Raw genomic sequence first — 12,464 nt, forward strand, 5'->3', positions numbered from 1 at the left:
GGTTGCCTTTACAAGGACTTACTTGGAAGCCGCTGCGAAGCGCTCGTTGACGTCGTCCCAGTTGACAACGTTCCACCAAGCCTTGACGTAATCGCCCTTGACGTTCTTGTACTGCAGGTAGAACGCGTGCTCCCACATGTCGAGCATCAGCAGCGGGGTGAAGTCAACGGAGACGTTGCCCTGCTGGTCGGTGAGCTGCTCGATGATGAGGCGGCCTGCAATGTGGTCGTAGCCCAGGACTGCCCAGCCGGAGCCGTGCAGGCTGGTTGCAACACCGGAGAAGTGTGCCTGGAACTTCTCGAAGGAGCCGAAGTCGCGGTCGATTGCCTCGGCGATTGCGCCGGTTGGTGCGCCGCCTGCGTTCGGTGCCATGTTCTTCCAGAAGATGGAGTGGTTGGTGTGGCCACCCAGGTTGAATGCCAGGTTCTTGGACAGTGCGCGCAGCTTGTCTGGGTTGGCGTCGCCGTTGCGCTCTGCTTCGAGGGCCTCGAGGGCGGCGTTTGCGCCAGCGACGTAGTTTGCGTGGTGCTTGTCGTGGTGCAGCTCCATAATCTCGGCCGAGATGTGTGGCTCGAGTGCGTCGTATGCGTATGGGAGCTCTGGAAGTTCGTAAACAGCCATTGTCAGTTCCTTTCGTTTGGGGTTGGTGACGTGCCCCATAATAGATAAGAATCACATTCCTGCAATGGCGTACGCTGATTTTTATGGGTTTCTTGTTTGCACCGACTCCGAAGTTGGTTCCTGAAGATCGCACCTTGCCTGGCCGTGATGAGCCGGTGTTGGCGCATCCGCGTCCGCATGCTGTGTTGGGGACGCCGATTACTGGCCCGTGGCGGGAGGGGCAGCGTCGCTTGCTGGTGGGTATTGGTTGTTTTTGGGGTGCCGAGAAGATGTTTTGGCAGGTGGAGGGGGTGGAGTCGACGTCGGTTGGTTATGGCGGGGGTGTGACGCCGAACCCGACGTACCGGGAGGTGTGTAGTGGGCAGACGAACCACGTTGAGCTGGTCGAGGTGGTCTACGATCCTGCGCGCGTCTCGTTGAAGGAGTTGGTGCGTGCGGCGCTTGAGGCGCATGATCCGACGCAGGGGTTCCGCCAGGGCAATGATGTGGGGACGCAGTACCGCTCGGCGCTCTTTACTGACACGGAGCAGGAGGCGCGGGACATCGAGGGGTGGGTTGCGCAGTACGGTGAGCAGCTTGTCGACGCCGACTTTGCCCCAATTACGACTGAGGTGGGGTGGGGCGTCGATTATTATTTGGCGGAGGATGAGCACCAGCAGTACCTGCACAAGGTGCCGAACGGGTATTGCCCGCACCATTCGACGGGCGTGGAGTGTGGAATCTAATGTTGCCGAAGATTGTGGCGCATCGTGGCTTTTCGGCGATGTACCCGGAGTCGACGCACTTGGCGTTTGAGGCTGGCTTGAAGCTGCCGATTCACGGCGTGGAGTGCGACGTGCGGCTCACGCGCGACGGGCGACTGGTGGTGTTCCATGACGGTCTGGTGAATCGCACGACGGACGGGATGGGGCGCGTCTCCACGATGGACTTCTGCGACCTGCGCGAGCTGAACTGCGGCACGAAGGAGTGCCCGCAGCAGGTGATGCTGCTCGAGGAGCTGCTCGAGCTGCTGCAGGACTACCCGGACAAGCACCTCTATATTGAGACGAAACATCCGACGCGCTACGGCCCCGAGGTGGACGAGGCGACATTTCGGGCGCTGGCGTACGCGGGCATGCTGGATTCGGGGCAGGTTGCGATCATTTCCTTCTCGCATAAGGCGGTGCGGTATTTCACACGGATGGTACCCGATTTGCTCACGTATTACCTGTTCAGGGTGCGTGAGGCGAAGTGGAACCCGAAGTCGGTGATGCTTTCGAGCCCGTACGGGATCGGGCCGGGGCTGGCGCATGTGCAGCGGCGCCCGGAGCTGATCGGTAAGTATGGGTGCCCGACGTACGTGTGGACGGTCAACGACCCGAAGGAGATGCGGTGGTGCGCCGAAAACGGCATCGACGCAATTGCCACGGATCACCCGCAGTTGGCGCTGCAGACGTACGCGGGGCTGCTGTAGCGCCTGTACGATGTGTGTCTATGGCTAAAAAGAACCGTAGAAAGCAAGAGAATCTCCCAGAGGGAATGAGCCGCCGCCAGGCGAAACTCGCTGCCCGCGCCGCTGAGCGGGAGGCGCTGCAGAAGGATCCACGCCCGTACGAGGGCCTGGCCGCCGAGGCAGAGCTGGTGGCGCTGCAGGAGTTCGTCCCTTCCGCGACCGCGCAGGTGAGCGTGAAGGACACCCCTGTCCAGCTGGTGACTGTGCTGCCAGGCGCCGTCGCGGCGATGGTGCGCGAGGACGGCGATCGCCTGGTCGCGCTGCAGGTTGCTGCGCACTCCCAGAACCCGGGCCGCGACCTCGCGCACGCCCTGAACTGGGTACTTGGCGCGAAGGAGGGCGAGCAGCTGCAGTCCACCGCGGCTGACGGCCAGCAGCCTGCCCTGAAGGACATTTTCCCCGCCGACGCCTCCGTGGACGTCACCTCCTACGACGATTTCTCCTGGTGGTTCCCGGAGGACGCGCAGGTTCCGCCACAGATCCAGCAGGCCATGGCGGCCGCGAACGACGCGGTCATCCCGTCCGTCGAGGTCAAGGCGGACGCGCCGGGCGCCGTGTGGTGGATTAACCCAGGCAGTGGCAAGGCGCACATTCGCTGGGTGCGCACCGAGGACAACGAGAACCAGATGCTTGCTGCGCTGGCGCGCATCGCGGCTCGCGGTGAGCTCAACCTGGGTGAAGGTACGAAGTTCGCGGGGGCGTTCCGCACCCACGGTGTCGTGGTCCCGGTGTGGGACCTGGACCCAGCGGTTGAGCCTGCGTCCTACACGGATGCGCTGGTAGCGCTGAACAAGGCTATCGAGGCCGAGTACGCGAATGACGCCCAGCTCAGCGCCGACGAGCGCAAGCAGCTGGACAACATCAAGTCACGCCAGGTCACCATCTAAGGGGCCTACCTGAGGGACGAGAAGAGCTGCTCGGCGGCGACCTCGTCCCAGAGGATCACGTTGCCGACGTCTGCATCCATAAACCCGCCCACCGGGATGGTTTCCGTGTTCAGCCCCATACTGAACGCCAGCCCGATGCGGGCCAGGTTCCACACGTGGTCCTTGCTGCCCACGGTGAACATGGCCGGGGCGGTCCACAGCAGTGGCAGCGCCCGGAAGGGGTTGAGCAGCACGCCGGGGGAGAGGATACGGCTGGTCAGGGCGCCGAGGAACTCGCGCTGGCGCCCGACGCGGTCCAGGTCGCCCTGGGCGGTGGCGCGGGTGCGCACGTACCCGAGGGCGGTTGCGCCGTCCATCTTCTGGCAGCCGGGCTCGACGAACAGGTTGGCCAGTGGGTCCTGAATGGACTCTGAGACGCAGATCTCCACGCCGCCGACGGCATCGACGATGTTTGCCAGTCCGCCCATGCCGATTTCCGCGTAGCGGTCGACGCGCAGGCCGGTGGCTTGCTCAACGGTCTGGACGAGTAGCTGCGGGCCGCCGTAGGCAAACGCGGCGTTGATTTTCTCCTGCCCGTAGCCGGGCACGGCCACGTAGGAGTCGCGCGGGATGGACACTAGCGTCGCTTTCCCGAAGAGCGGCAGGTGCAGCAGCATAATCGTGTCAGTGCGGGTGGTGCCCAGGTCGCCGCCGGTGCCGAGGCGCGCCGCCTCTTCCTCACTCAAACCCGTGCGCGAGTCGGACCCCACGAGCAGCCAGTTCGTGCCCGAGGTGTTCGCGATGCGCTCGGCGGGCAGGGCGTCGACGCGGGAGAGCCGGGCGTCGACAAGGAAGGTGAGGGCGAGCAGCATCACGAGGAGGGCTGCGAGCAGACGGCCGCAGCCACCTTTACGACGCCTCCTCCGTCTCAGTGAGCGCTGTGGGCGTTGCCGCTGTGGGCGCTGCGGACGCTGCGTGACCTGCATAGGGACGGGCTCGCGCTCGGGGCGCTGCTGCTGTGGCCTGTGCTGTACAGGGCGCTGTTGCGGCGGGTACTGGCGTGGCCGGTATTCGCGCGGTTCGTACTCGCGGGGCTGGTATTGCCGGGTTTCCTGTGGCTCACGCCGCTCCGGACGGATGGTTGGCTGCTTCTGCCGGGCAGCGGGCCGTTGCTGTTCCTGCTGCGGGCGACGCTTCCGGATGGGGCGTCCGTAGCGGTCCACGAGCGGTTGGCCGTCTTTGCCAAGCACGAAGTCCTCGAGGTTATCCCGGGGATCGTTGGAATGCGGCGTATTCATGGCAACAGTGTAGACGGCAGGAGTGGGTAGGCGAGAAAAGCGACCGCGTCGATAAGGAAGTGGGCGAGGATGAGCGGCCAGACTTTGCCGGTGCGGTGGTAGTAGTAGGCGAAGATGGCGCCCATGGCGATGTTGCCGAAGCCTGCGGAAACCCCCTGGTAAAGGTGGTAGGAGCCGCGCAGGATCGCGGAGGCGGCGATCGTGGCGGGCACCGACCAGCGCATCTGTCGCAGCCGGGTGCAGAGGTACATCACCACCACGACCTCTTCGGCGAACCCGTTGGCAAACGCCCACAAGAGGGAGGTGGGGATCTGGACGGCTTCGGTGGTGGGGATGACCACCTTGGACCAGCCGAAGTGCACCGCCCCGATGTAGAGCGCCAGCCCCGGGATACCGATGAGGGCCGCGAACCCGGCGCCGTGCAGCCAGTCGCGCCGCTTCGGCGCAACCCACGCGGTGCCCAGCAGGTACCACGCCAGGCCGCCCCAACCGATGAGCGAAAGGGCTGAGACCGCCTGGAGCGCCACGTCGAGCCAGCCGATGGAGCTCGCCTGGGAGTAGAGCGTCGTCGATTGCTCGTTGAGGGGCGCCTGCAGCAGCGAGTCCACCAGGCGTAGCGCGGCGCGCAGCCCGCTGGCTCCGAAGGTGACGGCCAGCACGAGGAGGACTTCAACGCGGTACCGAGTGTGCATGCAGGCTACAGTAGCCCCATGACAACGATTGCGTACCTCGGCCCGGCGGGAACGTTCACGGAGCAGGCCGTCTGGGACTTCGATCTGCCTGAGCCGCAGCTTGTGCCTGTGGATTCCCCGGCGGAGGCCCTCAACGAGGTTCGCGCCGGGCGCGCTGACTATGCGGTGGTTGCGGTAGAGAATTCGGTTGACGGCGCGGTCACCGCGACCACGGACGCGCTGGCGGAGGCGCCCGGGGTGCAGATTTATGGGGAGACCGAGCTGGAGATCGCTTTCGCCATCATGACGCGGCCTGGCACCTCACTTGTCGACGCCTCCCGCTTCGCCACACACCCCGTGGCCTACCAGCAGGTGAAACGGTGGATGGCCGAGCACGCCCCGAACGCGACCTTCCACCCGGCGACCTCCAACGGTGCGGCGGCGCAGCTTGTCGCCGAAGGGGAAGCAGATGTGGCCGCGGCCCCGGAGCGCGCGGCGCAGTTGCTCGGCCTGGAGGTGCACGCGCGTGGCGTGGCCGACCTGTCCACGGCGCGGACGCGCTTCGTGCTGGTCGGGCCGTCCGGAACACCGACGCCGCGCACGGGCAACGACAGGACGTCGATCGTGTTCCAGACGCCGAACGAGCCTGGCACGCTGGTGGCGGCGTTGCAGGAGTTCGCGTTCCGGGGCGTACACCTTTCCCGTATTGAGTCGCGCCCAACACGCAAGGAGCCGAACACGTACTCCTTTCATGTGGACATCGTGGGGCACATCGACGACACCGCCGTGGCGGAAGCGTTGCGGGCGGTGTACCTGCGGGCTTCGCAAATTACGTATTTGGGGTCGTGGCCGTGCGCGCAGCAGGCGACGTGGCCCAGTGGTAACCCGCGCCTGGCGGAAGCCCAGGCCTGGGTGGATGGACTGCGTTAGACGGGGTTAGCCCCAGCCGAGCTCATGCAGCTCGTGCTCCTCGAGTCCGAAGTAGTGGCCGACCTCGTGCAGGACGGTCACCTTTACCTCGTGGCGTAGTTCTTCTTCGTCGCTGCACATCGCCTCGAGCGCGTCCTTGTACACGAACACCGCGTCCGGCAGGAACCCGCTGTGGTTTGAGTACTGCTCAGTAAGGGGGGTGCCCTCAAACAGGCCGAGCAGCGTCGGTTCGTCCGGGTTGAAGTCACGGGCCAGCACCACCATGTTCGTCATGTGGCGGGCGAACTGTTCGGGGATGGTGTCCAGGGCGTCGTTGATCATTTCCTCGAACGCTTCCTGGCTGACCGGCTCCATCATGGTCGCGGCTGCTCCTCCCGCAGCGGACGGCGCTCTGGGCGCTCCGGTGGTGGGTTGCCATCAATCTTGAGCACTTCGCGCCCGGCGGTCGCGGACCCGGTCAGCGTAGCGAACTGCCCCTCCGGGTTAGAGAAAACCAGCGCGCAGTTCACGCTGCGCGAACCACCCTCCCACGCCGATGTCTTCTGCGTGGTCCAGAACGGTTGCAGTGCGATCTGGTAGAGGTTTTCCTCCGCCCCCATGTATTTTTGGGCGGCGTCGGTGCACACGTCGCGCAGGTACTCGTCCTGCTCCTCGACGCTCGGGGTGTGGTCGGGGAAGACCTGTTTGAGGTTGACCGTGCTGGTGATCTCCATCTGGTGCGGCTCGTTGCAGTCCACAGTGCTCAGACTGGAGGCGCCGTCGATGGCGACGCACTCCCCGGGCTGGAAGGTGCGCGCCTGGTCCTGCTCGGATACGCGGCCGGTGGTCAGGATCGGGGTGCCGTCGCGGTCGGTCTCCTGCAGGCCGCACAGCATGGTGCGGTCGCCCTGCTCCCACGCGGCCGCCGGTGGCAGGATCGGCGCGATGGAGTAGCGCCCGTTCGGGTCGAAGGTGCCGTTGAGGTAGCGAAGGCTTGCGCCGCCGCACAGCTCCTCGCGCAGTTGTGCCTGGCGGGTTTGGTTCGGCATCGGCGCAGAAGGCCCGAACTCGGAGGTGGGGTAGGTGGACAGGTCTTCGCGCGCGGAGACCTCAAAGCGGTGCTCAAGTGAGCAGTCGGTTTGCTCGAAGGCGGTGATGTGGCCTTCGGCGTCGGCTTCCCAGGTCAGGCAGGCGCCTTGGTCCGCTGTGGTGAACGGCGCTGGCTTGTTTTTGCTCAGGCGCTTCGGAGTGGACGTCGATACCTCAGATGATCCAGTGCTGCCTTGCGGCGCGGGCGACGCGTTGTAGGTGTAGGAGCCGAATCCGACCGCACCCGCGAGCAGCGCGACGAGAAAGCCGCGCAGCGCTGTTGTCTTGGTAGCCATGTGCCTTTCCTATCCCTCGAGGTTGCGCAATACCTGTGTGTGCAGACTGTAGCGGTCCGTACGGTACACACTGGCACAGTATTCCACACGCGTGCCGTGGCTTTGCGCATAGCGCACGATTCGCAGCAGCGCGCGGTTCGTGGGCACGTCGAGCAGCGCGGCGACGCGGGAGTCAGCGTTGACTGCGGTCACGGTCTGTTCCGCCTTGGTGATGCCGAGGCCGTAGCGCCGGTCGAGCACCTCGTACACGGAGGCTTGCAGGTCGTGTTCCAGCAGGTCGGGGACGAGCTCGCCGTGGTACCAGCCGTCGTCGACGGCGTAGGGCTGGGCGTCGCCAAGCCGGAGGCGACGCAGATGAATGTGCTCGGCGTGCGGCGGGGTGCCGAAGTACTCAGCGACCTCTCGTGGTGCGGCCGCGCGCTCCGCCAGCAAAATACTTGACGACGCCACTACGCCCTGCGCCTGCATCTCCTCAGAAAAGCTGGCAAGCTGCAGCTTGCTCACCAGCGGGCTCGGCGCCACGAACGTGCCCTTACCGCGCACGCGGCGGAGTTTTCCCTGGGCGACGAGATCCCCGATCGCGCGGCGCACCGTGATGCGTGAGACGTTATAGGTCTCTTCGAGGGCGCGTTCGCCGGGCAGCGGGTCTCCTGGAGACAGCTCATTGCGGCAGTACTCTTCGAGGATGATGCGTAGTTGCGCGTGTTTCGGGAGGGGGCCTTCCTGGATTTTGGTGGGGGGCTGCTCGGGCGTGGACATACCCCCACCATAGCGCACTGGTTATTACCAGAAGTGGCTGGTGGCGCAGGTGGCGTATCGAAGGGCAGAACCAGGTAGAGTTGTGAGCGTGATTGATCTGAAATTTCTGCGCGACCATGCAAACGACGTCCGAGAGTCCCAGACCGCCCGTGGCGAGGATCCCTCCCTCGTCGATCAGCTGCTCACCGCCGACGAGCGGCGCCGCCAGGCAATCCAGGCAGCCGATGAGCTGCGTGCGGAACAGAAGGCCTTCGGCAAGAAGATTGGCCAGGCTTCCCCTGAGGAGCGCCCGGCGCTGCTCGAGGGCTCGAACGAGCTGAAGGCCAAGGTCAAGGCCGCCGAAGCGGAGCGGGATGAGGCCGAGGAGGCCGTGCGCGAGCTGCAGTACAAGATCCCGAACCCGATCCAGGGTGCCCCTGCCGGCGGCGAGGAGGACTTCGTCGTCCTTGAGCACGTCGGCGAGGTCCCGAGCTTCGACTTCGAGGTCAAAGATCACCTTGAGCTTGGCGAGCACCTCGGGATTATCGACACGAAGCGTGGCACCAAGGTCGGCGGCGCGCGCTTCTACTACCTGGTCGGCGACGGCGCTTGGATGCAGCTGGGCATGATGATGCTCGCCGCCCAGAAGGCCCGCGAGGCCGGCTTTAAGGTCATGATCCCGCCGGTGCTGGTCCGCCCCGACGTCATGCAGGGCACCGGCTTCCTCGACGAGCACGACGAGGAGATCTACTACCTCGAGCGCGACGACCTCTACCTGGTGGGCACCTCCGAGGTGGCGCTGGCAGGCTACCACACCGACGAAATCATTGACCTTTCGGACGGCCCGTTGCTCTACGCAGGGTGGTCCAGCTGCTTCCGCCGCGAGGCAGGCTCCTACGGCAAGGACACCCGCGGCATCCTGCGCGTTCACCAATTCGACAAGCTGGAGATGTTTGCGTACTGCAAGCCGGAGGATGCCGAGGAGATGCACCAGAAGTTGCTGGGCCTCGAGCGCGACATGCTCGCCGCCGTTGAGGTGCCGTACCGCGTCATTGACATCGCCGCCGGCGACCTCGGTTCCTCGGCCGCGCGCAAGTTCGATACCGAGGCGTGGGTGCCTTCGCAAGGCACGTACCGCGAGCTGACGTCGACGTCGAACTGCACCACCTTCCAGGCGCGCCGCCTCGGCATCCGTTACCGCGACGAAGACGGCAAGACCCAAACCGCCGCCACCCTGAACGGCACGCTGGCGACGACGCGCTGGCTCGTCGCCATCCTCGAAAACAACCAGCAGGCGGACGGCTCCGTGAAGGTGCCGGAAGCGCTGCGCCCGTGGGTTGGGAAGGACGTACTGGTTCCCTAATGCGCACCCTCGATGGACTGTTTGAAGTAGCGGACGGCTATACCGCCCCGCGCCCGCACAGCGGCGACATGCACAACCGCTTCTACCAGCGGATTGTGCGCGCGGCGAAGCGCTACTTCCGGTTCGCCGGAACGAAGGCGACGGTCCACGGCCTCGAGCACATCCCGCTGGATGGCGGGGCGATGCTGGCCATCAACCACACCGGCTACCTTGACTTCATGCTGGCAGGCATCGGCCCCTACCTGCGCGGGGAGCGCCTCGTGCGCTTCATGGCGAAGAAGGAAGTCTTTGACATTCCGGTGTTGCGGTGGCTGCTGCGCAACATGGGCCACGTCCCCGTGGACCGCTCAGCAGGAGCCGGGGCTATCGACGCCGCCGTTGACGCCCTGCGCGAAGGGGCGATCGTCGGCATCTTCCCCGAAGGCACCATCTCCCGCTCCTTCGAACTTGCAGACTTCAAGACTGGCGCCGTGCGCATCGCCAAACAAGCCGGTGTGCCGCTCGTGCCGTGTGTCATCTGGGGGTCCCAGCGGCTGTGGACCAAGGACCAGCCGAAACGGCTCGGGCGGTCCAAGATCCCCGTCATCATCCGCTACGGCGAGCCCGTCTCCCTCGACGGCACCGTCGAGGACGCAACCGCCAGGCTCAAGGTCGCCATGCAGACGATGCTGGAAGACATCCGCGACGAATACAACAGGCGCTTCGGCCCATTCGAGCCCGGCGAAGCCTGGATGCCGGCCTCACTCGGTGGGAGCGCGCCAACCTTGGAAGAAGCAGCCGAAATTCGCCGAAAAGAACGCGAGGCAAAGAAAGGGAAATAACATGAACGCCCCCAGCCTGATCATCAGTGACATCGATGGCACATTCCTCAACTCCTACGGACGGGTGACCCCGCGCCTGTTGGAGGTCGTCGCGCGGGCTGTGCGCGGCGGAACCAAGTTCGCGTTAGCCACCGGGCGCCCCCACCGCTGGCTACTGCCGGTGCTGGAGCAGCTGCCGTTTGAGCCGGTCTGCGTGGCCGCGAACGGCGCCGTGATTTACGACCCCGAGCACGACGAAGTGGTCAAGTCCTTCGCGCTGTCCCCAGAGAGTATGGAGGAGACGGTGGAGGTCGTCGAAAAGGTGATGGGGGAGGCTGGTGTGACCGTGGGCTACGGGGTGGAGCGGCTGAGCCAAAGCGCGCTCGACCCGGAAGAAGAATGCTTCCTCATCACACCCGAGTACAACCCTGACGCCTGGGACGCCCGCTTCGGCGTCGTCCACGTCGAGGAACTGCTTGCGGAGCCAGCCGCGAAGCTGCTGGTTCGCTGCCCCGACCTGATGGCGGCGGAGATGTTCGACATGATCGCCCCCGAGATCGACCAGGACATCGCGCACGTCACCTACTCGATGGAGGAGGGGCTGCTCGAGTTCTCGCGCCCCGGCGTGACGAAGGCAGCAGGGGTGTCGTACCTGGCGGCGCAGTACGGCATCGACCCGTCCCAGGTGGTGGCGTTCGGCGACATGCAGAACGATGTCGAGATGCTGGCGTGGGCCGGCATGGGCGTCGCTATGGGGAACGCGACCGAAGCGGTGAAGGACGCCGCTGACACGGTGACCGCGTCGAACGACGAAGACGGCGTGGCGAAGGTATTGGAGCACTGGTTTTAACTCATGACGTTGCTGGCGGCTATTGATCAAGGCACAACATCAACTCGGTTCGTAGTCGCCACTACGGGCGGCACGGTGATCGCGCAAGCGCAATTCGAGCACCGGCAGATCCTGCCCCGCGAGGGCTGGGTCGAGCACGACCCGCTCGAGATCTGGCGCAACACGCGCCGCGCCATGAGCGACGCCGTGGCCAGCGCAGATATCGACGAAGCCGCCATCGCCACGCTTGGGTTGACCAACCAGCGCGAAACCGCCGTCATCTGGGAACGCGACACCGGCAGGCCCATCTACAACGCCATCGTGTGGCAGGACACCCGCACCACCTACGACGGCGACGCCACCGAGTTCCAGGCCACCACCGGCTTGCTGCGCAACTCCTACCCGGCAGGGCCGAAGTGGGCCTGGATCCTCGACCACGTCGACGGCGCCCGCGAGCGCGCCGCCCGCGGCGAACTGCTCGCCGGGACCATGGACACCTGGCTGATCTGGAACCTCACCGGCGGGCAACGCGACCCGGACAGCGCGCAGCACGTCACCGACGTGACGAACGCCAGCCGCACACTCCTGATGGACCTGGAATCCCTCCAATGGGACCCCGCCCTGTGCGAAGCCATCGGCGTGCCGCCCGAAATCCTGCCGGAGATCAGGCCCTCCGTCGGCGACTTCGGCCAGGTCCGCAACCAAGGCCCGCTGGCCAACGTGCCGATCTGCGGGGTACTCGGCGATCAACAAGCGGCGCTCTTCGGCCAAGGCGGCCTCGAGGAGGGCGCCGCGAAAATGACCTACGGCACCGGCCTGTTCATGCTGCTCAACACCGGCACCACGCCCACCTTCAGTGAGACCGGCATGCTCAGCACCGTCGCCTACCAGCGCGCCGGGCAGCCCGCCGTCTACGCGCTGGAGGGCTCCGTGGCGATGGGCGGCTCCCTCATCCAGTGGCTGCGCGACCAGCTCGGGATCCTGCGCACCGCCGCCGAATCCGAGCAACTTGCCGGTGAGGTTCCGGACAGTGGCGGCGTCGTCATCGTGCCTGCGTTCTCTGGGCTGTTCGCCCCGCGGTGGCGCCCCGACGCCCGTGGCGTGATCACCGGACTGACCCGCTTCGTGGACCGCCGCCACATTGCGCGCGCCGCCCTCGAAGCCACCTGCCTGCAAACCCGTGAGGTTGTCGAAGCGATGGGCGCCGAACTACGCGAGCTGCGCGTCGACGGCGGCATGACCTCCAACGATCTGCTCATGCAGATGCAGGCTGACATCCTAGGAACAAAGGTTGTGCGCCCCGGCAACATCGAAACGACGGTGATGGGCGCGGCTTCGGCGGCGGGGATGGGCGCCGGATGTATCGATGCCCCACTTTCCCTCGGCACGCCTACAACCTGGGAAGATACGGCAAACGCGGCGACTCGCGAAACGCTTGTCGCCGCGTGGGAAGACGCAGTGCGCCGTTCCTACAACCTTGCTTAGCTGCTAG

Annotated in this window: 14 protein-coding genes; 8 read left to right on the forward strand and 6 right to left on the reverse strand. The window is 65.5% G+C overall.

Features of this window, described 5'->3' with window-relative positions; translation table 11 throughout:
* Positions 1-18: 18 nt before the first annotated feature.
* The gene (locus BJP07_RS09530; protein WP_071567236.1) at positions 19-621 is read right to left on the reverse strand and encodes a superoxide dismutase; all 603 of its coding nucleotides are present in this window, start codon (positions 619-621) and stop codon (positions 19-21) included.
* 83 nt (positions 622-704) lie between these two features.
* On the opposite strand from BJP07_RS09530, the gene msrA reads away from it, so the two are divergent.
* The 3 genes from msrA to BJP07_RS09545 are packed head-to-tail and all read left to right on the forward strand — an operon-like array spanning position 705 to position 3,000.
* Complete coding sequence (gene msrA / locus BJP07_RS09535) at positions 705-1,346, forward strand: peptide-methionine (S)-S-oxide reductase MsrA (protein ID WP_071567237.1); 642 nt, start codon at positions 705-707, stop codon at positions 1,344-1,346.
* Positions 1,346-2,074 carry a glycerophosphodiester phosphodiesterase family protein gene (locus tag BJP07_RS09540; RefSeq protein ID WP_071567238.1) on the forward strand — a complete coding sequence of 243 codons (729 nt, stop codon included), beginning with the start codon at positions 1,346-1,348 and terminating at the stop codon, positions 2,072-2,074. The genes msrA and BJP07_RS09540 overlap by 1 nt, the downstream gene beginning before the upstream one ends.
* Positions 2,075-2,094: 20 nt before the next feature.
* A complete protein-coding gene (locus BJP07_RS09545) occupies positions 2,095-3,000 on the forward strand; it encodes a DUF5926 family protein (protein WP_071567239.1) in 906 nt (301 codons plus the stop codon).
* A gap of 5 nt (positions 3,001-3,005) precedes the next feature.
* On the opposite strand, the gene BJP07_RS09550 is transcribed toward BJP07_RS09545, so the two are convergent.
* Positions 3,006-4,277, reverse strand: coding sequence for an LCP family protein (locus BJP07_RS09550; protein ID WP_071567240.1), 1,272 nt, complete (start codon positions 4,275-4,277; stop codon positions 3,006-3,008).
* Positions 4,274-4,969, reverse strand: coding sequence for a CPBP family intramembrane glutamic endopeptidase (locus BJP07_RS09555; protein WP_071567241.1), 696 nt, complete (start codon positions 4,967-4,969; stop codon positions 4,274-4,276). Before BJP07_RS09555 ends, BJP07_RS09550 begins: the two co-directional genes overlap by 4 nt.
* Before the next feature lie 18 nt (positions 4,970-4,987).
* On the opposite strand from BJP07_RS09555, the gene pheA reads away from it, so the two are divergent.
* Positions 4,988-5,878 carry a prephenate dehydratase gene (pheA, locus tag BJP07_RS09560; RefSeq protein ID WP_071567242.1) on the forward strand — a complete coding sequence of 297 codons (891 nt, stop codon included), beginning with the start codon at positions 4,988-4,990 and terminating at the stop codon, positions 5,876-5,878.
* Positions 5,879-5,884: 6 nt separating this feature from the next.
* Here pheA and BJP07_RS09565 read toward each other — a convergent pair whose 3' ends face one another.
* The 3 genes from BJP07_RS09565 to BJP07_RS09575 are packed head-to-tail and all read right to left on the reverse strand — an operon-like array spanning position 5,885 to position 8,001.
* Positions 5,885-6,232 (reverse strand): metallopeptidase family protein, encoded by a 348-nt coding sequence (locus tag BJP07_RS09565; protein WP_071567260.1) that lies wholly within the window; start codon positions 6,230-6,232, stop codon positions 5,885-5,887.
* On the reverse strand, positions 6,232-7,242 hold the full coding sequence (locus BJP07_RS09570; protein WP_071567243.1) for a septum formation family protein: 1,011 nt from the start codon (positions 7,240-7,242) through the stop codon (positions 6,232-6,234). The genes BJP07_RS09565 and BJP07_RS09570 overlap by 1 nt, the downstream gene beginning before the upstream one ends.
* Before the next feature lie 9 nt (positions 7,243-7,251).
* The gene (locus tag BJP07_RS09575) at positions 7,252-8,001 is read right to left on the reverse strand and encodes a GntR family transcriptional regulator (RefSeq protein WP_071567244.1); all 750 of its coding nucleotides are present in this window, start codon (positions 7,999-8,001) and stop codon (positions 7,252-7,254) included.
* A gap of 88 nt (positions 8,002-8,089) precedes the next feature.
* Here BJP07_RS09575 and serS point away from each other — a divergent pair, with 88 nt between their 5' ends.
* Genes serS through glpK form a run of 4 tightly spaced genes read left to right on the forward strand, consistent with a single transcriptional unit; the run spans position 8,090 to position 12,457 of the window.
* Positions 8,090-9,343: a serine--tRNA ligase gene (serS, locus tag BJP07_RS09580; protein ID WP_071567261.1), complete on the forward strand. Its 1,254-nt coding sequence runs from the start codon at positions 8,090-8,092 to the stop codon at positions 9,341-9,343.
* Positions 9,343-10,164, forward strand: coding sequence for a 1-acyl-sn-glycerol-3-phosphate acyltransferase (locus BJP07_RS09585; protein WP_071567245.1), 822 nt, complete (start codon positions 9,343-9,345; stop codon positions 10,162-10,164). The genes serS and BJP07_RS09585 overlap by 1 nt, the downstream gene beginning before the upstream one ends.
* Position 10,165: 1 nt before the next feature.
* Complete coding sequence (locus BJP07_RS09590) at positions 10,166-10,993, forward strand: HAD family hydrolase (protein WP_071567246.1); 828 nt, start codon at positions 10,166-10,168, stop codon at positions 10,991-10,993.
* Positions 10,994-10,996: 3 nt separating this feature from the next.
* Positions 10,997-12,457 carry a glycerol kinase GlpK gene (gene glpK / locus BJP07_RS09595; protein ID WP_071567247.1) on the forward strand — a complete coding sequence of 487 codons (1,461 nt, stop codon included), beginning with the start codon at positions 10,997-10,999 and terminating at the stop codon, positions 12,455-12,457.
* Positions 12,458-12,464 lie beyond the last annotated feature (7 nt).

This window comes from Corynebacterium sp. NML130628, assembly GCF_001875665.1.
GTDB lineage: Bacteria > Actinomycetota > Actinomycetes > Mycobacteriales > Mycobacteriaceae > Corynebacterium.

What these genes read in the sequence shown, in the direction of transcription:
- BJP07_RS09585 (WP_071567245.1), top strand. Translation starts at nt 9,343, where the DNA reads ATGCGCACCCTCGATGGACTGTTTGAAGTAGCGGACGGCTATACCGCC.
- pheA (WP_071567242.1), top strand. Translation starts at nt 4,988, where the DNA reads ATGACAACGATTGCGTACCTCGGCCCGGCGGGAACGTTCACGGAGCAG.
- BJP07_RS09575 (WP_071567244.1), bottom strand. Translation starts at nt 8,001, where the DNA reads ATGTCCACGCCCGAGCAGCCCCCCACCAAAATCCAGGAAGGCCCCCTC.
- BJP07_RS09570 (WP_071567243.1), bottom strand. Translation starts at nt 7,242, where the DNA reads ATGGCTACCAAGACAACAGCGCTGCGCGGCTTTCTCGTCGCGCTGCTC.
- BJP07_RS09590 (WP_071567246.1), top strand. Translation starts at nt 10,166, where the DNA reads ATGAACGCCCCCAGCCTGATCATCAGTGACATCGATGGCACATTCCTC.
- BJP07_RS09540 (WP_071567238.1), top strand. Translation starts at nt 1,346, where the DNA reads ATGTTGCCGAAGATTGTGGCGCATCGTGGCTTTTCGGCGATGTACCCG.
- BJP07_RS09565 (WP_071567260.1), bottom strand. Translation starts at nt 6,232, where the DNA reads ATGGAGCCGGTCAGCCAGGAAGCGTTCGAGGAAATGATCAACGACGCC.
- BJP07_RS09555 (WP_071567241.1), bottom strand. Translation starts at nt 4,969, where the DNA reads ATGCACACTCGGTACCGCGTTGAAGTCCTCCTCGTGCTGGCCGTCACC.
- glpK (WP_071567247.1), top strand. Translation starts at nt 10,997, where the DNA reads ATGACGTTGCTGGCGGCTATTGATCAAGGCACAACATCAACTCGGTTC.
- BJP07_RS09545 (WP_071567239.1), top strand. Translation starts at nt 2,095, where the DNA reads ATGGCTAAAAAGAACCGTAGAAAGCAAGAGAATCTCCCAGAGGGAATG.
- BJP07_RS09550 (WP_071567240.1), bottom strand. Translation starts at nt 4,277, where the DNA reads ATGAATACGCCGCATTCCAACGATCCCCGGGATAACCTCGAGGACTTC.
- msrA (WP_071567237.1), top strand. Translation starts at nt 705, where the DNA reads ATGGGTTTCTTGTTTGCACCGACTCCGAAGTTGGTTCCTGAAGATCGC.
- BJP07_RS09530 (WP_071567236.1), bottom strand. Translation starts at nt 621, where the DNA reads ATGGCTGTTTACGAACTTCCAGAGCTCCCATACGCATACGACGCACTC.